Origin of the sequence: Streptomyces sp. SID1328, assembly GCF_009865595.1 — a bacterium.
GTDB lineage: Bacteria > Actinomycetota > Actinomycetes > Streptomycetales > Streptomycetaceae > Streptomyces > Streptomyces griseoluteus.
Genome location: NZ_WWKH01000238.1, coordinates 1 through 21,387, shown reverse-complemented (window position 1 = coordinate 21,387; position 21,387 = coordinate 1). Strand labels below are relative to the sequence as shown.

Annotated in this window: 18 protein-coding genes and 1 pseudogene; 5 read left to right on the top strand and 14 right to left on the bottom strand. The window is 70.8% G+C overall.

Annotated elements, in window-relative coordinates:
- Window positions 1-276: 276 nt before the first annotated feature.
- Window positions 277-1,881 (top strand): beta-N-acetylhexosaminidase, encoded by a 1,605-nt coding sequence (locus GT030_RS06825; protein ID WP_161200299.1) that lies wholly within the window; start codon window positions 277-279, stop codon window positions 1,879-1,881.
- Window positions 1,882-1,996: 115 nt separating this feature from the next.
- Here the strand turns inward: GT030_RS06825 and GT030_RS06820 are convergent, their stop codons facing one another.
- From GT030_RS06820 to GT030_RS06765, 12 genes and pseudogenes are all read right to left on the bottom strand, one after another.
- Window positions 1,997-3,775 carry an IucA/IucC family siderophore biosynthesis protein gene (locus GT030_RS06820; RefSeq protein ID WP_161200298.1) on the bottom strand — a complete coding sequence of 593 codons (1,779 nt, stop codon included), beginning with the start codon at window positions 3,773-3,775 and terminating at the stop codon, window positions 1,997-1,999.
- Window positions 3,772-4,302 carry a GNAT family N-acetyltransferase gene (locus tag GT030_RS06815; RefSeq protein ID WP_161200297.1) on the bottom strand — a complete coding sequence of 177 codons (531 nt, stop codon included), beginning with the start codon at window positions 4,300-4,302 and terminating at the stop codon, window positions 3,772-3,774. Before GT030_RS06815 ends, GT030_RS06820 begins: the two co-directional genes overlap by 4 nt.
- Window positions 4,299-5,573: a SidA/IucD/PvdA family monooxygenase gene (locus GT030_RS06810; protein WP_161200296.1), complete on the bottom strand. Its 1,275-nt coding sequence runs from the start codon at window positions 5,571-5,573 to the stop codon at window positions 4,299-4,301. Before GT030_RS06810 ends, GT030_RS06815 begins: the two co-directional genes overlap by 4 nt.
- On the bottom strand, window positions 5,557-6,999 hold the full coding sequence (gene desA, locus GT030_RS06805) for a lysine decarboxylase DesA (RefSeq protein WP_161200295.1): 1,443 nt from the start codon (window positions 6,997-6,999) through the stop codon (window positions 5,557-5,559). Before desA ends, GT030_RS06810 begins: the two co-directional genes overlap by 17 nt.
- A gap of 131 nt (window positions 7,000-7,130) precedes the next feature.
- Window positions 7,131-7,977: pseudogene (locus GT030_RS06800) on the bottom strand (siderophore-interacting protein).
- 32 nt (window positions 7,978-8,009) lie between these two features.
- On the bottom strand, window positions 8,010-9,056 hold the full coding sequence (locus tag GT030_RS06795) for an ABC transporter substrate-binding protein (RefSeq protein WP_161200294.1): 1,047 nt from the start codon (window positions 9,054-9,056) through the stop codon (window positions 8,010-8,012).
- A gap of 104 nt (window positions 9,057-9,160) precedes the next feature.
- Complete coding sequence (locus tag GT030_RS06790; protein ID WP_202459777.1) at window positions 9,161-9,595, bottom strand: hypothetical protein; 435 nt, start codon at window positions 9,593-9,595, stop codon at window positions 9,161-9,163.
- An 87-nt stretch (window positions 9,596-9,682) separates the two neighbouring features.
- Window positions 9,683-10,444, bottom strand: coding sequence for a peptidase inhibitor family I36 protein (locus tag GT030_RS06785; protein WP_161200293.1), 762 nt, complete (start codon window positions 10,442-10,444; stop codon window positions 9,683-9,685).
- Between the two features lie 264 nt (window positions 10,445-10,708).
- Window positions 10,709-11,869: an acyl-CoA dehydrogenase family protein gene (locus tag GT030_RS06780; protein ID WP_161200292.1), complete on the bottom strand. Its 1,161-nt coding sequence runs from the start codon at window positions 11,867-11,869 to the stop codon at window positions 10,709-10,711.
- Between the two features lie 5 nt (window positions 11,870-11,874).
- Complete coding sequence (locus GT030_RS06775; protein WP_161200291.1) at window positions 11,875-12,825, bottom strand: hydroxymethylglutaryl-CoA lyase; 951 nt, start codon at window positions 12,823-12,825, stop codon at window positions 11,875-11,877.
- Window positions 12,826-14,760 (bottom strand): acetyl/propionyl/methylcrotonyl-CoA carboxylase subunit alpha, encoded by a 1,935-nt coding sequence (locus tag GT030_RS06770; protein WP_161200290.1) that lies wholly within the window; start codon window positions 14,758-14,760, stop codon window positions 12,826-12,828. It abuts the gene before it with no gap.
- 15 nt (window positions 14,761-14,775) lie between these two features.
- The gene (locus GT030_RS06765; protein WP_130333338.1) at window positions 14,776-16,392 is read right to left on the bottom strand and encodes a carboxyl transferase domain-containing protein; all 1,617 of its coding nucleotides are present in this window, start codon (window positions 16,390-16,392) and stop codon (window positions 14,776-14,778) included.
- 86 nt (window positions 16,393-16,478) lie between these two features.
- On the opposite strand from GT030_RS06765, the gene GT030_RS06760 reads away from it, so the two are divergent.
- From GT030_RS06760 to GT030_RS35485, 4 genes are all read left to right on the top strand, one after another.
- Window positions 16,479-17,081 (top strand): TetR/AcrR family transcriptional regulator, encoded by a 603-nt coding sequence (locus tag GT030_RS06760; RefSeq protein ID WP_161200289.1) that lies wholly within the window; start codon window positions 16,479-16,481, stop codon window positions 17,079-17,081.
- Between the two features lie 111 nt (window positions 17,082-17,192).
- A complete protein-coding gene (locus GT030_RS06755) occupies window positions 17,193-18,350 on the top strand; it encodes an acyl-CoA dehydrogenase family protein (protein ID WP_161200288.1) in 1,158 nt (385 codons plus the stop codon).
- 36 nt (window positions 18,351-18,386) lie between these two features.
- A complete protein-coding gene (gene tesB, locus GT030_RS06750; RefSeq protein WP_161200287.1) occupies window positions 18,387-19,253 on the top strand; it encodes an acyl-CoA thioesterase II in 867 nt (288 codons plus the stop codon).
- 399 nt (window positions 19,254-19,652) lie between these two features.
- Window positions 19,653-20,165: a hypothetical protein gene (locus GT030_RS35485; protein ID WP_202459787.1), complete on the top strand. Its 513-nt coding sequence runs from the start codon at window positions 19,653-19,655 to the stop codon at window positions 20,163-20,165.
- A 70-nt stretch (window positions 20,166-20,235) separates the two neighbouring features.
- Here GT030_RS35485 and GT030_RS06740 read toward each other — a convergent pair whose 3' ends face one another.
- Window positions 20,236-21,024 (bottom strand): phosphatase, encoded by a 789-nt coding sequence (locus tag GT030_RS06740; RefSeq protein ID WP_161200286.1) that lies wholly within the window; start codon window positions 21,022-21,024, stop codon window positions 20,236-20,238.
- Window positions 21,025-21,094: 70 nt separating this feature from the next.
- Window positions 21,095-21,387, bottom strand: a 293-nt coding sequence (locus tag GT030_RS06735; RefSeq protein WP_161200285.1) for a helix-turn-helix domain-containing protein, incomplete at its 5' end; no start/stop codon positions are given.

Genomic DNA, 21,387 nt, shown 5'->3' with positions numbered 1-21,387 from the left:
GCCCGCGCGGAAGGCCGGGGCGCGCCGCCGGCCGGAGCGGGCAGTCCTCACAGTCGACCGGGGGCCGCCCGCTCGGCCGGGGCGAACTCCGCGCCGGTCAGCACCTCTTCGCGGTGCGGCCCGCCCGGTTGCGTTCCTGTCCCGCCCCGGCGTCGACCGCGGGGCGTCGCCGTCGAGAACAACGGGCCCGTCCCGCCGGATGGTTGCCGCCACGGGCGGGAGCGTTTCGCCGGATCTGCGGGAGAGTGGTCCCGACCAAATCCGAAGGGAGCGCATGTGAGACGGCACCACGGCACCACTCCCCGAACGACCCGGATCCTCGGATCACTGCTGCTTGTCGCCGCGGCCGGTGTCTTCACCTTCGCCGCGAACCCCGCCGCGCAGGCGGCCGCCCCGCCCGCGCTGGACCGGGTGGTCCCCGCACCCGCCTCGGTCGAGCCGGGCGGAACCCCGTACCGCATCACCCGCACGACCCGCGTCCGGGTGGACGGCTCCGCCGAGGTCCGCCGGATCGGCGCCTACCTCGCCGGCATCCTGCGGCCCTCCACCGGCTATCCGCTGCCGCTCACCGACCACGGCGGCGGCGGAGGCATCCGACTCCGCCTCCAGAAGGGCCACTTCGGCGCCGAGGGGTACCGGCTGCACAGCGGAGCCGGTGGAGTCACCATCACCGCCGCCGCTCCCGCCGGCCTCTTCCACGGCGTACAGACCCTGCGCCAGCTGCTACCGGCGGCCGTCGAGAAGAAGACCGTCCAGCCCGGCCCCTGGCGGATCGCCGGCGGTACCGTCGAGGACCGCCCGCGCTACGCCTACCGGGGCGCCATGCTGGACGTCTCCCGGCACTTCCTCACCGTCGCCCAGGTCAAGCGCTACATCGACCAGCTGGCCCTCTACAAGATCAACGAGCTGCATCTGCACCTCAGCGACGACCAGGGCTGGCGCATCGCCGTCGACTCCTGGCCGCGCCTGGCCGGATATGGCGGCTCCACCGAGGTCGGCGGCGGCGAGGGCGGCCACTACAGCAAGGCCGACTACCGGGAGATCGTCCGGTACGCGGCCAGTCGCTATCTCGAGGTCGTCCCCGAGATCGACATGCCCGGCCACACCAACGCCGCCCTCGCCTCCTACGCCGAGCTGAACTGCGACGGCGTGGCGCCCCCGCTCTACACCGGCACCCAGGTCGGCTTCAGCTCGCTGTGCGTGCCCAAGCAGGTCACCTACGACTTCGTGGACGACGTGATCCGCGAGCTGGCCGCGCTCACCCCGGGCCGCTATCTGCACATCGGCGGTGACGAGGCGCACTCCACCAGCCACGCGGACTACGTGACGTTCATGGACCGTGTGCAGCCGGTCGTCGCCAAGTACGGCAAGACGGCCATCGGGTGGCACCAGCTCACCGGCGCCCATCCGGTCAAGGGCGCCCTCGCCCAGTACTGGGGCCTGGACCGCACCAGCGCGGCGGAGAAGGCGCAGGTCGCCGAGGCCGCGCGGAACGGCACCGGGCTGATCATGTCCCCGGCCGACCGGGTCTACCTCGACATGAAGTACACCAAGGACACCCCGCTCGGCCTGGACTGGGCGGGTCTGGTGGAGGTGCGGCGGTCCTACGACTGGGACCCGGGCGCCTATCTGGACGGAGTGCCCGCCTCGGCGGTCAGGGGCGTCGAGGCTCCCCTGTGGTCGGAGACGCTGAAGAAGTCCGCCGACCTCGAGTACATGGCGTTCCCGCGGCTGCCGGGCGCGGCGGAGCTGGGCTGGTCACCGGCCGCCACCCACGACTGGGACGCCTACCGGGTGCGGCTGGCCGCGCAGGCCCCGCGCTGGGACGCTCTCGGCATCAACTACTACCGCTCGCCGCAGGTCCCCTGGCCGGCGGACTGACGGGCTGACGGGCTGACGGTCCGGCGGACGGACCGGCCGGCCGAGGACGAGCCGACGAAAGGGCGACGGGCACCCCGGAGGACCGTACTCCGGGGTGCCCGTGCGCGGTGCGGGTTCAGAACCCGGCGAGGGGGTTCGCCAGGGTGCCGACGAGCTGCAGCGCGCCGGACGGGTCGGCGAGGTCCACCATCTGCCTGTTGTCGCGGAGCTGGAGCCGGTTGAGGCAGGACAGGGCGAACTCCGGCGCGAACATGTCGTACTGCTCGAACTTCTCCGCGAGCTGCGGGTTGGCCTCCTGGTACGCGCGGGTGACCTCCGCGACCGTGCGCCAGAAGCCGTCCTCCGCCAGCACGCCCTCGTCGGCCAGGTGGGCGGCGAGGAAGCGGAAGAAGCAGTCGAAGACGTCCGTGAAGATCGACAGCAGCTTCTTGTCCTCGGGCACCTCCACCCGGATGCGCCGCACCTCCGGCGGCAGGGCCGCGTCCGGGTCCATGACGGCGATCTCCTCGGCGATGTCCTTGTACACCGCGCGCCGGACCGCGCCGTCCTTCAGCACCAGGACGACGTTCTCGCCGTGCGGCATGAACACCAGGTCATAGGCGTAGAAGCTGTGCAGCAGCGGCACGTAGTAGGCCCGCAGGTAGTCGCGCAGCCAGTCGGTGGGCGGCTGCCCCGAGCGCTCGATCAGCGCGCCCGCGAACGAGGCGCCCTCGTGGTCGGTGTGCAGCAGCGAGGCCATCGTCGCCAGCGACTCGCCCTCGGCGAGGCGGGGCACCGGGGACTCGCGCCACAGGGCGGCCAGCATCTTGCGGTAGGGGGAGTAGCGGTCGGTGGCCCGCTCGTACTCCAGGTGCCGGTAGCCGACGGCGGCCTGCTCGCGGATGATCGTGAGGCCGGTCGCGGTGAGCACGGGGTCGTTCTCGATCAGCCGGGCCAGCCAGTCGTTGATCGCCGGGGTCGCCTCCATGTACGCGGCCGACAGACCGCGCATGAAGCCCATGTTGAGCACGGACAGCGCCGTCTTCACATAGTGCTTCTCTGGGTGCGTCCGGTTGAAGAACGTCCGGATGGACTGCTGGGCCAGGTACTCGTCGTCGCCCTCGCCCAGGCACACCAGGTTGCGGCGGGCCACCTCGGCGGCGAAGGTCACGCTGAGCTTGTTCCACCACTGCCAGGGGTGGACCGGGATCAGCAGATAGTCGTCCGGGTCCAGGCCCTGGTCGGTGAGCACGCCCCGGAACCGCTCCAGGGTGGCCTCGCCCAGCTCGCGGCGGAAGAACTCCTCGTACTCGACGCCGGCTCCGGCGGTGAAGGCGGCGCGCGAGCGGTGCGCGGCCAGCCAGACCAGTTTCACCGGGCTCGCCGTCTCCGGCGCGTACGCCAGGTACTCCTGGACGCCGAAGCCGAGCCGCCCGTTGTTGGCCACGAAGCAGGGGTGGCCCTCGGTCATCCCGGTCTCGATGTCCTGGAACGAGGCCCCCGCCAGTTCCTTCGCGCTCACCCGGGGCTTGGTCAGCTTGTAGCAGGTGCCGGACAGGGTGGAGGAGATCTCCTCCAGGTACACCGGCAGGATCTCCTCGCTCAGCCCCAGGGTCTCCTTCAGCTCGATGAAGAAGTCCAGCGCGGCGAGCGGCAGTTCGGCGCCCTCGCGGGTGCGGGTGATCGAGCCGGCGTCCACCTGCCAGTGGTCCAGGCCCCGGCGCACGGCTGAGAAGCGGTACGAGGTGAGCTTGTCGTCGCTGCGGACGACGTACTCCTCGCCCGCGGCCCCGTCCGGCTCAGGGACGAGCAGGCGCTCGTGCGCGAACTCGGCGAGAGCCTTGCGGATCAGCAGGCGGTTGGCCAGGTCCCAGCGCTCGGGGGAGAGGTGGGCCACGGAGTCGGCGAGGGTCATGCCGCCACCCCCGTCGCCGCCTCGAACCGTTCCCGCGTGCAGAAACTCAGCAGGGCGCGCTTCTCCGGCTTCTCTATCTCGCCCTCGGGCACGAACCCGACGGCCTCGTTCAGCGCGTGCACGGCGGTGTTGCGCACATCGGGCTCCACGACCACCCGCAGGGTGCGCGGGTCGGCGAACAGATGCGTCATCACGGCGGTGATGACCCGCCGGGTGAACCCGTGCACGGGGGTGTCGGTGGGCGCCACCAGGAAGTGCATGCCCACATCGCCCGGCTGGGCCTCGTACAGCCCGGCCAGCTCGCGGTGCGCGGGGTCGTAGCTCTCCATCAGGAACACCGGCACCCCGTCGTCCAGACCGAGGAAGGCGTGGTGGTGCTCGTCGGCCGCGATCTCCCTGTAGGCACGCTCGACGTCCACCGGCGTCGCGTCCTGCATCATCCAGAACACGGCCTTCGGATCGGTCACCCAGCCATGCACCAGGCTCGCGTCCTTCAGGGGGTCGAGCGGGCGGATCGTGAAGGTCATACGGCGAACTCCTGGAAGGCGATGGTCTTCTCGACCGGGTAGTACTCCGAGCCGAGCAGCTCGCGGATGATGCAGGCGTTGCGGTAGGCGCCCATGCCCAGGTCGGGGCTGGTGATGCTGTGGGTGTGGACGCCGGCGTTCTGGAGGAAGACGCCCCGGCCGGTGACGTCGATGGCGTAGTTGCGGCCCAGGTCGAAGTTGCCGTGGCCGTCGTAGCGCAGGCGGTCGCGGACCGGCTTCAGGAACTCCGGCTCGCGGTACCGGTAGCCGGTGGCCAGCACCAGGCCCTCGCTGTCCAGCTCGTAGTCCTTGCCCTGTTCCTCCTGGCGGAAGGAGAGGGTGTAGGTGCCGTCCCGGTAAGTGGCTCCTGTGAGCGCGGAGTTGGTGAGCAGCCGGGTCCGGACGGAGCCGCCGAGGTTCTTCTGGTAGAGCAGGTCGAAGATCTCGTTGATCAGCTCGCCGTCGATGCCCTTGAACAGGCCCTTCTGCTGGGCGGTGACCCGGTAGCGGGTGTCCTCGGGGAGCGCGTGGAAGTAGTCGATGTACTCCGGGGAGGTCATCTCCAGCGTGAGCTTGGTGTACTCCAGCGGGAAGAACCGCGGGGAGCGGGTGACCCAGTTGAGCCGGTAGCCGTGGACGTCGATCTCGCTGAGGAGGTCGTAGTAGATCTCGGCCGCCGACTGTCCGCTGCCGACCAGGGTGATGGAGCGCTTCTTCTGCAGCTCCGCCTTGCTGGAGAGATAGCGGGAGTTGTGGATGAAGTCGCCGCCCAGACCCTCGCACGCCTCCGGGACGTAGGGCGGGGTGCCGGTGCCGAGGACCAGGTGCTTGGCGCGGTAGGTGTCACCGGCGCCGGTGTGCACCGCGTACAGCCCGTCCTCGAAGGTGACCTCGGTGACCGTGGTGCCGAAGCGGACGCTGGTCAGCTTGTCGGCGGCCCAGCGGCAGTAGTCGTCGTACTCGACCCGCAGCGGGTAGAAGCTCTCCCGGATGTAGAACGAGTACAGCCTGCCCTTCTCCTTCAGGTAGTTGAGGAAGGAGTACAGCGAGGTCGGGTCGGCCAGGGTGACCAGGTCCGACATGAACGGCGTCTGGAGGTGGGCGCCGTCCAGGAACATCCCGGCGTGCCACTCGAAGCCGGGCTTGGAGTCGAGGAAGACGCCGGTCAGCTCCTCGATGGGCTCGGTGAGGCAGGCCAGGCCGAGGTTGAAGGGGCCGAGGCCGATCCCCACGAAGTCAAGGACGGGGCTGGCTTCAGGAAGCGCGGTCAAGGGACTCTCCCAGGTACTGCTCGGCGTGGCCGGCGATCAGATCGAGGACGGTGGCGATGTCGGCCGCGGTGGTCTCGGGGTTGAGCAGGGTGAACTTCAGGTAGTGGCGGCCGTCGGCCTTGGTGCCCGCGACCACGGCGTCGCCGGAGGCGAACAGGGCCTTGCGGGCGTACAGGTTGGCGCGGTCGATCTCGGCGGGGTCGGTGACGGCCGCCGGGACGTAGCGGAAGACCAGGGTGGACAGCGAGGGCGCCACGACCACCTCGTAGCGTGGGTCGGCGGCGAGCAGCCGCCAGCCCTCCTGCGCCAGCTCGCAGACCTCGTCGAAGAGTTCGCCGATGCCGTCGGCGCCCATCACGCGCAGGGTCATCCACAGCTTGAGCGCGTCGAAGCGGCGGGTGGTCTGGAGGGACTTGTCGACCTGGTTGGGGATGCGCTCCCGCACCATGCGGCGCGGGTTGAGGTATTCCGCGTGGTAGGTGGCGTGCCGCAGGGTGGCCGCGTCCCGGACCAGCACGGCGGAGGAACTCACCGGCTGGAAGAAGGACTTGTGGTAGTCGACGGTGACCGAGTCGGCGCGCTCGATGCCGTCGATGCGGTCGCGGTGCTTCAGTGAGGTGAGCAGTCCGCAGCCGTAGGCGGCGTCCACGTGCATCCACACCCCGAACTGCGCGCAGAGTTCCGCGATCTCGGGGAGCGGGTCGATGGAACCGAAGTCGGTGGTGCCCGCGGTGGCGACGACGGCCATCGGGGTGAGCCCGTCCCGGACGCAGCGCTCCAGCTCGTGGGCGAGCGCGAGGGTGTGCATCCGCTTGTCGTGGTCGACCGGGATGACGACGACCGCGTCCGGGCCGAGGCCGAGGAGTCTGGCGGACTTCTGCACGCTGAAGTGGCTGACCTCGGAGGTGAAGACGCGCAGTTGGCCGTACGACTCGGCCTTCGCCTCCTCGCGGGCCACCAGCAGCGCCTGGAGGTTGGACTGGGTGCCGCCGGAGGTGAACACACCGTCCGCGGCGGGTCCCAGCCCGATACGGGCGTTGGTCCAGTCGATCAGTTTCCGCTCGATGAGCGTGCCGCCGGCCGACTGGTCCCAGGTGTCCAGGGAGGAGTTGACCGCGGAGAGCACGGCTTCGCCGACCACCGCCGGAATGACGACCGGGCAGTTGAGGTGGGCGAGGTAGCGGGGGTGGTGGAAGTAGACGGCGTCCCGGAGGTAGACCTCCTCCAGCTCGTCCAGCGCGGCGGCGGTGTCGCCGAGCGGCTGGTCGAGGTCCACGGAGTCGACGCGGGGAGCGAGGCCGTCGACGGTCACTCCGGTGAACGGGCTTGCGGCGGTGGCGAGTTTGGCCGCCACCCGCTCTACTCCTTCGGTCACGGAGCGGCGGTACGTCTCCGCGGTGAGGCCATTGAGCAGGTGCGAGCGCATGAGGGGGTCCTCCGGGGGAAACACGAGGGGAAGCGAAGTTCCGCGGCTCCAACTTAGGTTAGCCTAACCTAAATAGCCGTCCGCTGAACACACCGCACCCGTGACGACGGTCCCTTGACGGGTTCCGGCGTCTACGCGGCGCTCGCGCGGAGCTGTTCCTCCGTCAGTCCGCGCCGCCAGTAACCGACGAAGGTCACCCGCCGCCGGTCGGTGCCGCGCTCCCCGACGAAGTGCCGGCGCAGCTCCCGCACCTGCCCGGCCTCGCCCGCGAGCCAGACGTACGGGCTGGTGTGTGCGGGCAGTCGGGCCGCGCGCAGGGCCTGGACCGCCGAGGGGGGCGCCGTCGTGCCGTACCAGCCAGGTGATCCGGGCGTCCGCCTCGGTGCGCACGTCCTGGACGTCCCCGGCGTGCGGCACCTCCAGCCAGGCGTGGACGCGGGTGGACGCCGGCAGCGACTCCAGTACGGCCGTCGCGGCCGGCACGGCGGTCTCGTCGCCCCAGATGACGACCAGGTCGGTGTCCTCCGGCGCCCGGAACCGGATGGCCCGGTTGTCGGCGATCGCCGGACCGAGCAGCAGCACCCGGTCGCCCCGGGCGGCACCGGCGGCCCAGCGGGAGGCGGGGCCGGCCGGGACCGGAGCGCCGGGCTCGGTGCCGTGCAGGGCGAAGTCGATGTCGATCTCGTCCGGGTCCCGGCGCAGCGCCCGCAGGGTGTACGAGCGCATCACCGCCCGCACGTCGTCCGGGAGTTCACGCCAGCCGTGCCACCAGTCGTCGCCCAGCTCCAGCGGGACCGCCGGCTCGCGCTGGCCGGGATGCGGCAGGAACAGCGAGAGGGACTGGTCGCGGCCCAGCGAGTGGAACCCGGCCAGCTCGGGGCCGGTGAAGGTGACCCGGAGCAGAGACGGACCGAGCCGCCTCGTCCGGGCCACCGAGAGGGCGAAGAAACGGAACGGGGCGGCTACGGCCGTCGTCATGCGGGGCTCCTGAACGTCAGGAAGGGCAGGGTTCAGCTGACCTTCTTGGCCGTCTCGATGGCCTTGGCCAGGTTCTCCAGCAGCGGGGCGCACTTGTCGTAGGACAGGATCGGCTCGGCGGAGCGGGGGATGACCTGGCCGGCCTTGACGGCGGGCAGCTTCTTCCAGGTGGCCTTGGTGATGTCGGCGGGCTGGATGGCCGAGGAGCGGTCGTCCATGATGATGATGTCGGCCGGGTGCTTGTCGACGTTCTCCCAGCTCAGCGTCTCGAACCAGCCGCCGGTGGGCTTCTTGGCCGCCTCCGAGGGCTCGACGAAGTTCACGCCGAGGGACTTGAAGTACTCGAGGTCCGCGGAGAGGTTGGTGCCGGAGACGTAGAACGCGTCCTGCGCGGCGGAGCCGGCCATCACCTTGATCTCCGGGCGGGACTTGGCCGCCTTGCGCAGCCGGGCCGCGGCCGCCTCGAAGCGCTTCTTGGCGTGGGTGATCTTCGCGGACCTGGTGTCGGCACCGAGGGACTCGGCCAGCTCCCACATGCGCTGGAGGGGGCCGGTGAGCGGGCGGTCGTAGACCGAGATCGCGACGCTGGGCGCCAGCTTGGCTATCTTCGCGGCGGACTCCAGGGGCACGTACCAGAGGGTGCCCTTGGGGTCGAAGGTGGTGGTGATGAGGACCTGGGGGCCGAAGGCCGCGTACTCCTCGACGTTGAACTGGTTGAAGACATTGCCGAAGACGGTCAGCTTGCTGACGTCCATGTCGCCGGCCTGCACATCGGCCTTGCCGTCCTTGGTCTTCGTCGGGCCGAAGACGCCCTTGACCTCGATGCCGTAGTCGTACAGCGCGGCGGCGACACCGGTGAAGGCGACGATCTTCGTGGGGACCGAGTCCAGCTTCACGGTCTGGCCGCGGTCGTCCTTGAAGCTCCACGCGCCGGACCTGCCGGGCTTGGCCTGCCCCCCGGAGCCACCGCTCTTCCCCTGGTCGTCACCACAGGCGGCGAGCACGGCGCCGAGACCGAGGGCGCCGCCCGCGGCGAGGATGCCGCGGCGAGTGAGGTGGGTGGCACGGGTGTGGGGCATGGGTGTGCTGCTTTCGACCAGGGCTGATCGCCCGCCGGACTGGTTTCAGCAAGGTTAGCCTAACCTTGCTCGTTGTCCAGGGCGGCGGACGATCGCGCTCGGTCTCAGAACTTGTAGTTCGTCAGCATGGCGTTGCCGTATACGTCGTAGACGGACGCGTACCCCTGGTCGGAGTCCTTCCAGGACGCGAACGCCTTGGCGATCGCGGTGGCCGCGCCCTGCGGGTCGGCCGCGGGCTTCTTGCCGCCGTTGATGTCGGTGGCGATGTAGGCGTTGCCCGTCTTGTCGTTCCACTCGCCGAGGATGCGGTCCACGCGGCCGGCCGCCGACTTCTGCTGGGCGGTACCGTGCTCCTCGACCCAGGACCTGAACTCCTGAGCGTTCTTCTTCGACTGGGCCTTGTCCGTGTCGTCGGGGAGCTTCTCCACGACACCGATCGCGTCCGGCTCGGCCGTCTTCTCGGTCGAGCAGGCGGTGGTCCCGGCAGCGATGACGGCACCGAGAGCGAGAACGGCGGTGATGCGGGGGGTGCGGGTCACGGGGTCTCCATCGGATGCGTGTGTCTGACGGCGGACATCACGGTACCGGCGCCCTGTTGCAGGGGTACCGGGACCGCAAGGATCGGGTCAGAACTTGATGGCGTCGGCCCGGTCGTTCCAGCTGCCGCCGTAGGTGTACTCGATGTTCTTGAAGTTCGGGTACAGGCTGTACCCCGCGCCCAGGAAGAGGTGCGGGTCGGGCAGGCCCGTGCGGAAGTCGTACACCTCGACGCCGCGCTGTGGGCGGTTCACGTAGGCCGAGCTCGCCTTGTCCTGGAAGGACGGCGAGTACTGGTCGAGGTGGCGCGTCTTGGACTCCGAGTACGTCGGCCACTGCAGGCGCCGACCCGCGTAGTTGGAGTCCTGCCACAGGCACACGTAGGAGTTGGGGCAGGAGGAGTAACCCTTGACGGCCGCGGTCTTCGCGGTCGCCGGTTGTCCGGACACCGCTTGCGCGGTCGTCGCCAGCCTCACCTGCCGGGTGCCCGCCAGTGCCTGCCTGGCCCCGGCGCGGGCCTGGGCGGTGGGCGCGTGGGTTGCGAGGAACCTGTTGGACTCGGTGTCGTTGTCGAAGCACTGCATCGTGCCGTCCTCCGACACCTCGACGCAGACGTTCGCACCCTGCCAGTCCGAGGCGGGGTCGATCTTCCGCCCCTCGTAGTACATGTCCACCTTCTTGGTGGAGCCCGGCGCGGTCTGGACCGCCGATTCCTCTTCCGGAGTCAGCACCCCGGTCACGATCTCGGCGGGATTGCCGGGTTCACCGTCGGCCGACGACGGCGAGGCGGCCAGGCCGGTCAGTGTCAGTGAGCCGATGGCGGCCGCGGTCAGCATCGTGCGGATACGCATACATCCCCCTTGGTGTCAGTTGGCACACAGCGGGATGGGGGCGCGCCGAAAGGCGTCGCGTACGTATGCCGTTCGCGACGAGTCTTCCCCCGTGTTCCCGCTCCGCGCCTGCGGCCTCCCGTGGTCAGCGGGATTGCCTTGAACAGACGTTCGGAACTGGTGTGCAACCTAACAGGAGGGTCAATTACCGTGCAACGAAATAGAATTGATGTGACATCAGACATGACGCGAGGCGCCGCATTGCGCCCCGCGCCGTGTCATGGCTCAGCCGGTAAGGCCCAACTCCCGTGCGATCAGCATGCGCTGGACCTCGCTGGTGCCCTCGCCGATTTCGAGAATCTTGGAGTCCCGCCACATGCGGGCGACCGGATACTCGTTCATGAAGCCGTAGCCGCCGTGGACCTGGGTGGCGTCACGGGCGTTGTCGACGGCGATGGTGGAGGAGTACAGCTTGGCGATGGCCGCCTCCTTCTTGAACGGCTCGCCGGCCACCAGGCGGGCCGCCGCGTCGCGCCAGGCGAGGCGGGCGGTGTGGGCCTTCATCTCCATGTCGGCCAGCTTGAACTGGATGGCCTGGTTGGTGCCGATGGGCCGGCCGAAGGCGTGCCGCTCCTTGGCGTAGCGCAGCGACTCGTCCACGCAGCCCTGCGCGAGCCCGGTGCCCAGCGCGGCGATCGCGATGCGGCCCTCGTCCAGGATGCGGAGGAACTGCGCGTAGCCGCGGCCCTCTTCGCCGAGCAGGTTGGCGGCCGGGACCCGGACGTCCTGGAAGGACAGCTCACGGGTGTCCGAGGCGTTCCAGCCGACCTTGGAGTAGGGAGCGGCGACCGTGAAGCCCGGCGTGCCCGAGGGCACGATGATGGCGGAGATCAGCGGCTTGCCGTCCGGCTTGCGCCCGGTGACCGCGGTGACCGTCACCAGGCCGGTGATGTCGGTGCCGGAGTTGGTGATGAAGCACTTGCTGCCGTTGATGACCCATTCGTCGGTGTCCGGGTCCAGCCGGGCCGTCGTACGGGTCGCGCCCGCGTCCGAGCCGCCGTCCGGCTCGGTCAGCCCGAACGCGCCCAGGATCTCGCCCGAGCACAGCCGCGGCAGCCACTCGGCCTTCTGCTCCTCGGTGCCGAAGAGGTGGATCGGCATGGCGCCCAGCGAGACGCCCGCCTCCAGGGTGATGGCCACCGAGGAGTCCACCCGGGCCAGCTCCTCCAGCGCGATGCCCAGCGCCAGATAGTCGCCGCCCATCCCGCCGTACTCCTCGGGGAAGGGCAGCCCGAACAGGCCCATCCGGCCCATCTCGCGGACGATCTCGTACGGGAACTCGTGCCGCTCGTAGAAGTCGCCGATCTTCGGCGCCACGACGTCGTGCGCGAACTCCTCCACCGTGCGGCGGAGTTCCTCCAGCTCGGGGCTGAGGCGGTGGTCCATGCTGATCACTGGTCCTTGTCGGGCTGGGTCGTGGTGCCGAGGGCGCGGACGGTGCGGGAGGGGCTCGGGCGGCCCAGGTGGCCCGCCATCCAGACGCTGGTGGCGGTCAGCGCCTCGAGGTCGACGCCGGTTTCGATGCCGAGGCCGCGCAGCATCCAGACCAGGTCCTCGGTGGCGAGGTTGCCGGTGGCGGACTTGGCGTACGGGCAGCCGCCGAGGCCGCCCGCGGAGGCGTCGACGGTGGTGACGCCGTGCTGGAGCGCCGCGTAGGTGTTGGCGAGGGCCTGGCCGTAGGTGTCGTGGAAATGGACGCCGAGTTCCGCCGTCGGCAGGCCCGCTTCGTTCAGCTGGGTGAGCAGGGCGCGGACCTGGCCCGGTGTGGCGACGCCGATGGTGTCGCCGAGGCTCAGCTCGTCGCAGCCCATGTCCTTCAGGGCCGCGCACACCCGGACCACCTGGGGGAGCGGTACCTCGCCCTCCCACGGGTCACCGAAACACATCGACACATAGCCGCGGACATGGGCGCCCGCGTCCTTGGCCTGCCGTACCACCGGCTCGAACACGGCCAGCGACTCGTCCACCGTGCGGTTGAGGTTGGCCTTGGCGAAGGACTCCGTGGCGCTGGCGAACACCGCGATCCGGCGCGCCCCGAGCGCGAGAGCCCGGTCCAGGCCGCGCTGGTTGGGGACCAGTACCGGGAGTTCGGCGTCCACGTCGGACACCTGCGGGAACAGCTCCTCGGCGTCGGCCAGTTGGGGCACCCACTTCGGGTGCACGAAGCTGGTCGCCTCGATCGTGGTCAGGCCCGCCGCGCGCAGCCGGCGGATGAACTCCGCCTTCACCTCGGTGGGTACGGCCGTCTTCTCGTTCTGGAGGCCGTCGCGCGCACCCACCTCGTGGATACGGACCCGCGTGGGCAGGCCGGGGTCGGGGACGACCATGGGCAGGGCGTTCATCTAAGCCTCCTCCCTCGGCGCGATGACGGCCAGCACCTGGTCCATGGCGACCGTGCTGCCGGGCGTCACGTCGAGTTCGGCGACCGTGCCCGCGTGCGGGGCGGAGACGACGTGCTCCATCTTCATCGCCTCCACCACCAGCAGGCTCTGTCCGGCCTCGACCTCGTCGCCCACGGCCACCTTCACCACCGTCACCGTGCCCGGCATGGGCGCGGTCAGCGAGTCGGCGCCCGCGTGCGCGGAGCGGCTCAGCGAGGCGGCGACCGGGTCGTGGTCCCGCACCTGCCAGGCGTCACCGTCCCGCCCGAGCCAGTCGGCCGCGCGGCGGAAGGTGTGGCGGACGCCGTCCAGGGTGACGCTCACCGTGTCGGGGGTGACGTGGGCGTCGGTGCCGCGCCGGGCGTGCGCCACCGGCTCCTCGCCGGGCACGCGCAGGGGGAACGGCACCGGCTTGGGCGTCCCGCTCAGCCGCCAGCCGTCCGGCACCGAGAAGGGGTTCACCCAGCCGCCGCCCCGGGGACGCAGCTCCTCCAGGCGGACGGCCGCCGCCGCCTCGTACACCTCCTCGGGGACGCCGGACGGGATCAGGTCGTCCACCGCGCGCTCCACCAGCCCGGTGTCCAGTTCGCCCGCCACCACCGCGGGGTGCGCGAGCAGCCGGCGCAGGAAGCCCGCGTTGGTCGGCACGCCCAGGGTGACCGTCTCCGCGAGGGCCGCGCGGAGCTTGCGCAGGGCGGTCGCGCGGTCGGGGCCGTAGGCGATCACCTTGGACAGCATCGGGTCGTACAGGCTGCCGACCTCGGTGCCCTCGCTGAGCCCGGAGTCGGTGCGGACTCCGTCACCCTGCGGCTCGGCCAGCAGCAGGACCGTTCCGCCCGAGGGGAGGAAGCCGCGGGCCGGGTCCTCGGCGCAGATGCGGGCCTCCACCGCGTGCCCGGTCAGCGTCACGTCCTCCTGGGCGAAACCCAGCGGCTCGCCGGACGCCACCCTCAGCTGCCACTCGACCAGGTCCAGGCCGGTGATCAGCTCGGTCACCGGGTGCTCGACCTGGAGGCGGGTGTTCATCTCCATGAAGTAGTACGAGGACGGGTCGCCCCCCGGCACGATGAACTCCACCGTGCCCGCGCCCCGGTACCCGCACGAGCGGGCCGCCTGCACGGCCGCCTCGCCCATCGCGGCACGGGTCGCCTCGTCGAGCAGGACGCTGGGCGCCTCCTCGATGATCTTCTGGTGGCGCCGCTGGAGCGAGCACTCGCGCTCGCCGAGGTGCACCACGTCGCCGTGGCCGTCGGCGAGCACCTGGATCTCGATGTGCCGGGGGCGGTCGATCCACCGCTCCACCAGCAGGGTGTCGTCGCCGAAGGAGGCGCGGGCCTCGCGGCGGGCGGCGGCGATCTCCTCGGCCAGCGCGGCCTCGTCCCGCACCAGGCGCATGCCCTTGCCGCCGCCGCCCGCCGAGGGCTTCAGCAGCACCGGCATGCCGATCTCGCGGGCGGCACCGGCCAGTTCGGCGTCGGTCAGCCCGCTGCCGCTGGAGCCCGGCACGACCGGCACCCCGGCCGCGCGCACCGTCTCCTTGGCGCGGATCTTGTCGCCCATCAGGGCGATGGCGTCGGCGGACGGCCCGATGAAGACGAGCCCCGCCTCCTCGCAGGCGCGCGCGAAGCCGGCGTTCTCGGCGAGGAAGCCGTAGCCGGGGTGGACGGCCTGGGCGCCGGTACGGGCGGCGGCCTCCAGCAGCCGCTCCACCGACAGATAGCTCTCCGAAGCCGGGGCCGGGCCGATCCGGACGGCCGTGTCGGCCTCCCGGACGTGCCGCGCGTCGGCGTCGGCGTCGGAGAAGACCGCCACCGAGCGCACGCCGAGCGCGCGGAGCGTACGGATGACCCGTACGGCGATCTCACCCCGGTTGGCGACCAGCACTGTGTCGAACACGAATTCCCCTCCCTCTCACATCCGGAAGACGCCGAACCGGGGCTCTCCCAGCGGCGCGTTGGCACAGGCGGTCAGGGCGAGTCCGAGCACCTGACGGGTCTGGAGCGGGTCGATCACGCCGTCGTCCCAGAGGCGGGCGGTGGCGTAGTAGGCGCTGCCCTGGCTCTCGTACTGCGCGCGGATCGGGGCCTTGAAGGCGTCCTCGTCCTCGGCGGGCCACTCCTCGCCGCGCGCCTCCATCTGGTCCCGCTTGACGGTGGCGAGCACCGAGGCGGCCTGTTCGCCGCCCATGACGGAGATCTTGGCGCCGGGCCACATCCACAGGAAGCGGGGGGAGTAGGCGCGGCCGCACATCGAGTAGTTGCCCGCGCCGTAGGAGCCGCCGACCACGACCGTCAGCTTCGGCACGCGGGTGCAGGCGACGGCGGTCACCATCTTGGCGCCGTGCTTGGCGATGCCGCCCGCCTCGTAGTCCTTGCCGACCATGAAGCCGGAGATGTTCTGGAGGAAGACCAGCGGGATGCCGCGCTGGTCGCACAGCTCGATGAAGTGCGCGCCCTTCTGGGCGGACTCGGAGAACAGGATGCCGTTGTTGGCGACGATGCCGACCGGGTGGCCGTGGATACGGGCGAAGCCGGTGACCAGGGTCTGGCCGAACTCGGACTTGAACTCGCTGAAGCGCGAGCCGTCCACCACCCGCGCGATGATCTCGCGGACGTCGTACGGGGTGCGCGAGTCGACGGGGACCGCGCCGTACAGCCCGAAGGGGTCGACCTTGGGCTCGACGGCCTGGGTCACCTCCCAGGGGGCGTCCTTGCGGGCGGGGAGGGTGGCGACGATGTTCCGCACGATCCTGAGCGCGTGCGCGTCGTCCTCCGCGAGGTGGTCGGTGACGCCCGAGACGCGGGAGTGGACCTCGCCGCCGCCCAGCTCCTCCGCCGTGACGACCTCGCCGGTGGCGGCCTTCACCAGCGGGGGGCCGCCGAGGAAGATCGTGCCCTGGTCGCGGACGATCACCGCCTCGTCGCTCATCGCCGGGACGTACGCGCCGCCGGCCGTGCAGGAGCCGAGGACGGCGGCGATCTGCGGGATGCCGGCCGCGGACATGCGGGCCTGGTTGTAGAAGATGCGGCCGAAGTGGTCGCGGTCGGGGAAGACCTCGTCCTGCATGGGCAGGAAGGCGCCGCCGGAGTCCACCAGGTAGACGCAGGGCAGGCGGTTGTCGAGGGCCACCTCCTGGGCGCGCAGGTGCTTCTTCACCGTCATCGGGTAGTAGGTGCCGCCCTTGACGGTCGCGTCGTTGGCGACGATCACGCACTCGCGTCCGCTGACCCGGCCGATGCCGGCGATCACCCCGGCCGCCGGGGCCTGTCCGTCGTACATCCCGTCGGCCGCGAGGGGGGCCAGCTCCAGAAAGGGGGAGCCGGGATCGAGCAGGGCGTCCACCCGGTCCCTCGGCAGCAGCTTGCCGCGCGCGGTGTGCCGGGCGCGCGCCTTCTCGCCCCCGCCGAGGGCCGCGGCCGCCAGCTTGGCGCGCAGCTCCTCGCCCAGGGCGAGATGGGCCTGTTCATTGGCCCGCCAGGCCTCCGACGCGGGGTCTGCCGCGCTCGTCAGCTCCGGTGCCTCGTGCATCCTGCGAACCCCTCACCTTGTTAATGAGCGTTAACGCATTTCCCTCAGGTTAACGACCGCTAACCTCGCTGTCTACAATGACCCGCATGGCCAGCAGAACCGACGCCCCGACCCGGCGCCAGCAGATCCTCAAGGAGGCCGCGCGCCTCTTCGCCGAGCGTGGGTTCCACGGCGTGGGCGTGGACGAGATAGGGGCGGCGGTCGGCATCAGCGGCCCCGGCCTCTACCGGCACTTCCCCGGCAAGGACGCGATGCTCGCGGAGCTGCTGGTGGGCATCAGCGGCCAGCTCCTCACCGGGGCGCGGCGCCGCCTGGCGGAGACGGACGGGCAGGCCGGCGCCTCCGCGGTGCTGGACTCCCTCATCGAGGGCCACATCGACTTCGCCCTGGACGACCGCCCGCTGATCACCCTCCACGACCGCGAGCTGGACCGGCTGCGCGACAGCGACCGCAAGCTCGTCCGCCAGCTCCAGCGCCAGTACGTCGAACTCTGGGTCGGCGTCGTCCGCGAGGCCCACCCCACCCTCACCGAACCCGCCGCCCGCTCCGCCGTCCACTCCGTCTTCGGCCTCCTCAACTCCACCCCCCACCTGGGCCGCTCCGGCACCCTCCCGGGCCGAGCGGTGACCGCGACCCTGCTGCACCGGATGGCACGGGGGGCATTCGCGGCGGCCGCCGTACCGGCGTGACGAGCGTTACGGTCGCCACCCCCTGGACGCCCTTCCTACCCGCCGGTAGGCTTGCCTGAGCAAGCGCTTAGACATGCCCTGTGTCATGCCGAGGTACGTGGAGGTGGCGGCGTGCGCCGTACGGTGTTCAACGAGGATCACGAGGCGTTCCGGGAGACTCTCCGGGACTTCATCGAGTCCGAGGTCGTGCCGGTCTACGACGAGTGGTTCGCCGCCGGTCAGGCTCCGCGCGACTTCTACTACAAGCTCGGCGAGCTGGGCATCTTCGGCATCAACGTGCCCGAGGAGTTCGGGGGCGCGGGGCTCGACAGCCACAAGTTCGAGGCGGTCCTCTACGAGGAGACCGCCCGCGCGGGCGTCCAGTTCGGCGGCTCCGGCGTGCACGTGCTGCTCGCCCTGCCCTACATCAAGATGCTGGCCACGGACGAGCAGAAGAAGCGTTTCCTGCCGAAGTTCGTCACCGGCGAGGAGATGTGGGCCATCGCGATGACCGAGCCCGGCACCGGCTCGGACCTCGCGGGCATGAAGACCACCGCCAAGCTCTCCGAGGACGGCACGCACTACGTCCTCAACGGCGCCAAGACCTTCATCACCGGCGGTGTGCACGCCGACAAGGTCATCGTCTGCGCCCGCACCTCCGCCCCGAAGGAGGACGACCGCCGGTTCGGCATCTCCCTCTTCGCCGTGGACACCAAGTCCGAGGGCTACTCCGTCGGCCGCAAGCTGGACAAGCTCGGCCTGAAGACCTCCGACACCGCCGAACTCGCCTTCGTGGACGTCAAGGTCCCCGTCGAGGACCTGCTCGGCGAGGAGAACAAGGGCTTCTACTACCTCGGCCACAACCTGGCCTCCGAGCGGTGGGGCATCGCCTTCGGCGCCTACGCCCAGGCCAAGGCCGCCGTCCGCTTCGCCAAGCAGTACGTGCAGGACCGCACGGTCTTCGGCAAGCCGGTCGCCCACTTCCAGAACACCAAGTTCGAGCTGGCCGCCTGCCAGGCCGAGGTGGACGCCGCCGAGGCCGTCGCCGACCGCGCCACCGAGGCGCTGGACGCCGGCGAGCTGACCCCCGCCGAGGCCGCCTCCGCCAAGCTGTTCTGCACCGAGGTCGCCCACCGCGTGATCGACCGCTGCCTCCAGCTCCACGGCGGCTACGGCTACATGAACGAGTACCCCATCGCCCGCCTGTACGCGGACAACCGCGTCAACCGCATCTACGGCGGCACCAGCGAGATCATGAAGTCGATCATCGCCAAGGACATGGGTCTGTAAGGCCCCCGCAATGACTGGCCGGTACAACCACACGACATGAGCCAGGCACTTCAGGACCTCCTCGATCTGCTCGATCTCGAGCGGATCGAGGAGGACATCTACCGCGGGCAGTCCCGCTCCGCCGTCGTCCCCCGCGTCTTCGGCGGCCAGGTCGCCGCTCAGGCGCTGGTCGCGGCGGGGCGTACGGTCCCCGCCGACCGCGCCGCCCACTCGCTGCACGCGTACTTCCTGCGCACCGGCGACCCCGGCGCGCCGATCGTCTACAGCGTCGACCGCATCCGCGACGGCCGCTCCTTCACCACCCGCCGCGTGGTCGCCGTCCAGCACGGCAAGCCGATCTTCCACCTCTCCGCCTCCTTCCAGGCGTACGAGGACGGCCTCGACCACCAGGCCCCCATGCCCGAAGCGCCCGACCCGGCCACCCTGCCGACGTCCCAGGAGCGCCTGCGCGGCTACGCCCACCTCGACCCCGAGGTCGTCGAGCGCTTCCTGGAGGCGCGCGAGGCGATCGATCTTCGGTACGTGGACGAGCCGCCGTACGGGGAGTTCGGCGCCCCGCGCGAGCCGCACAGCCAGGTCTGGTTCCGCGCCAACGGCAAGCTGGACGACGACCCCCTGCTGCACGTCGTCCTCGCCACCTACGTCTCCGACATGACCCTGCTCGACTCGGTGCTGCTCGCCCACGGGCGCGGCGGCTGGGCCGTCGGGGACGTGGTCGGGGCCTCCCTGGACCACGCGATGTGGTTCCACCGCCCCTTCCGCGCCGACGAGTGGCTCCTCTACGACCAGGAGTCCCCCTCCGCTCACGGTGGCCGGGGCCTGGGCCAGGCCCGGATCTACACCCGGGACGGAGAACTCGCCATCTCCGTCGTCCAGGAGGGCGTGGTCCGCGTACCGCGCTGAGGCGTCACATCCATGGTCCGGCGCCGGGGTTGCCCGCCCCGGCGCCCTCGGTTGCGAAGGCGCCCGCGCCGTGCGGGGGGCATCCGGGACACCCCGTCACTCAGTAGACCGCTCAACAGGACGCGCGACGCATCCGGGACTAGGCTTCATGAGTGAAAGCCGCAGCACACGGCATGCCCGGTGACGAGGTTTCCGGCTTCGGGATCTCAGCCGCAGCACCTGATGGCGTAGATGCGTACGGGTGGTCTGCAAGGCGTCGGCGGAGCACGACCGTGCCGTTCAGCGCACTGCGGTGACACCTGAAGACCGTGCCGCAATCTTCCTCTTCGCGGTGACGGCCATCCACCTCGCACCCAGATCGGGATCGCGAGAGACGATGGAGATGGAAGGTAATTTCTCATGCGATCAACGCGCGCGAGGCGTCTCGTCGCCCTGTCCGCCACTGGCCTTCTGCTGGCCGGCGGAGCAGCGGTGGGCGCCGCGGGCACCGCTTCGGCGACCCAGAACGGCAACCACAGCTCCTACGACCGGGACTACCGCGGCGGTCACAACAACGGCTACAACCACGACCGCGGCTGGTGGAACGATGACGACTGGGGTTGGGGTCGTCACAACAACTGGAACAACTGGGGTGACTACGACAACTACTGGGGTGGCTACGGCCACGGCGGCTACGGCCACGGCGGCTACGGCCACGGTGGCTACGGCCACGGCGGCTACGGTCACGGCGGTTACGGCCATGGCGGTGGCTACGGCGGCGGTCACGGTGGCGGCTACGGCGGCGGCCACGGCGGCGGTGGCTACGGTGGCGGCGGCCACGGCGGCGGTGGCTACGGTGGCGGCGGCCACGGCGGTGGCGGTCACGGTGGCGGCGGTCACGGCGGTGGCGGTCACGGTGGTGGCGGTCACTGACAACAGCACCGCGATCTGAGCGAGACGTGCGGCCCCCGTAGGGGTCGCACTCCCGCGTCAGGGGGCGGGATCAGACGAGTCCGGCCTGGTCGAGCAGATACGCCGTCATCGGGTCGTAATGGCGGGGGCTGACGACGTGGTCGTCCAGCGGGACCGCCACCTGCAGGGTGCCCTCCGCCTCGGCGAGGAACAGCGCCGGGTCGTTGCAGTCGGCGTATCCGGCCGCGTCGACGCCGTGCTGCGCCGCGTACCCGGCCCAGCCGTGGTCGGCCACGACGAGGTCCGGCAGCCGGCGGCCCTCGCGCTCGAGTCCGGTGAGGATGGCGCGCATCGGTTCCCCGGAGTGGGTGTGCCACAGGGTCGCGCCGTGCTCCAGGACGGCCACGTCGGCGAACTGCATGACGTACCCCTCGTCGGTCTGCAGCCGCTCCGGGATGACGACGATCTCGCAGCCGGCGGCGCGCAGCGCGGCGGCGGTGGCCCGGTGCACGTCCAGCAGGCCGCCCGGATGCCCGGTGGCGAACAGCACCCGCTGGCTGTCCTCGGCCGCCTTGCGCAGCCGCAGTGCGAGCCGCTCCAGCGCGGCGACGGTCAGCTCCGGGTCGATGGTGTCCTGCCCGTACCGGTGCTCGGCGTCGTCGTTCACGCCGACCCGCTCGGCCATCACCGCGAGCACGTCCTGCTCGTCGGACCAGCGGTCGCCCAGCTCCAGGCCGAGCCAGAAATGCCGGTCGCCGTTGGCCAGCCTGCGGTAGTGGGAGAGGTTGTTCTCGCGAGGCGTCGCCACGTCCCCCGCGATCCGCGTTCTCACCAGATGGTCGACGAGCTGAGCACGGCTGGGCGTCCCGGATATCGGCATGCCCCCCATTGTGGGGCAGCGGACGATCCGCCGTCCCCGGGACGCCCCTCTTCCGGGGGACCCCGGGGGATCAGTGGTGGCGCAGGGCGAACCACAGCTCCATGCGGACGTCCGGATCGTCCAGGTCCGTGTCGAGGAGGGCGGCGCAGCGGGTGATGCGCTGGCGGACGGTGTTGCGGTGCACGTCCAGCGCGACCGCCGTACGGTCCCAACTCCCGTGCAAGGACAGCCAGGTGCGCAGGGTCTCGGTGAGCGCCGGGCCCGCCGCGAGCGGGGCGAGGAGGGCCCGCGCGTGCTCCTCCGCGTCCGCGCGCGGCACCAGCTCACTCAGCCCCGGCCGGGCGCCGTGCCGGACCAGCGGGG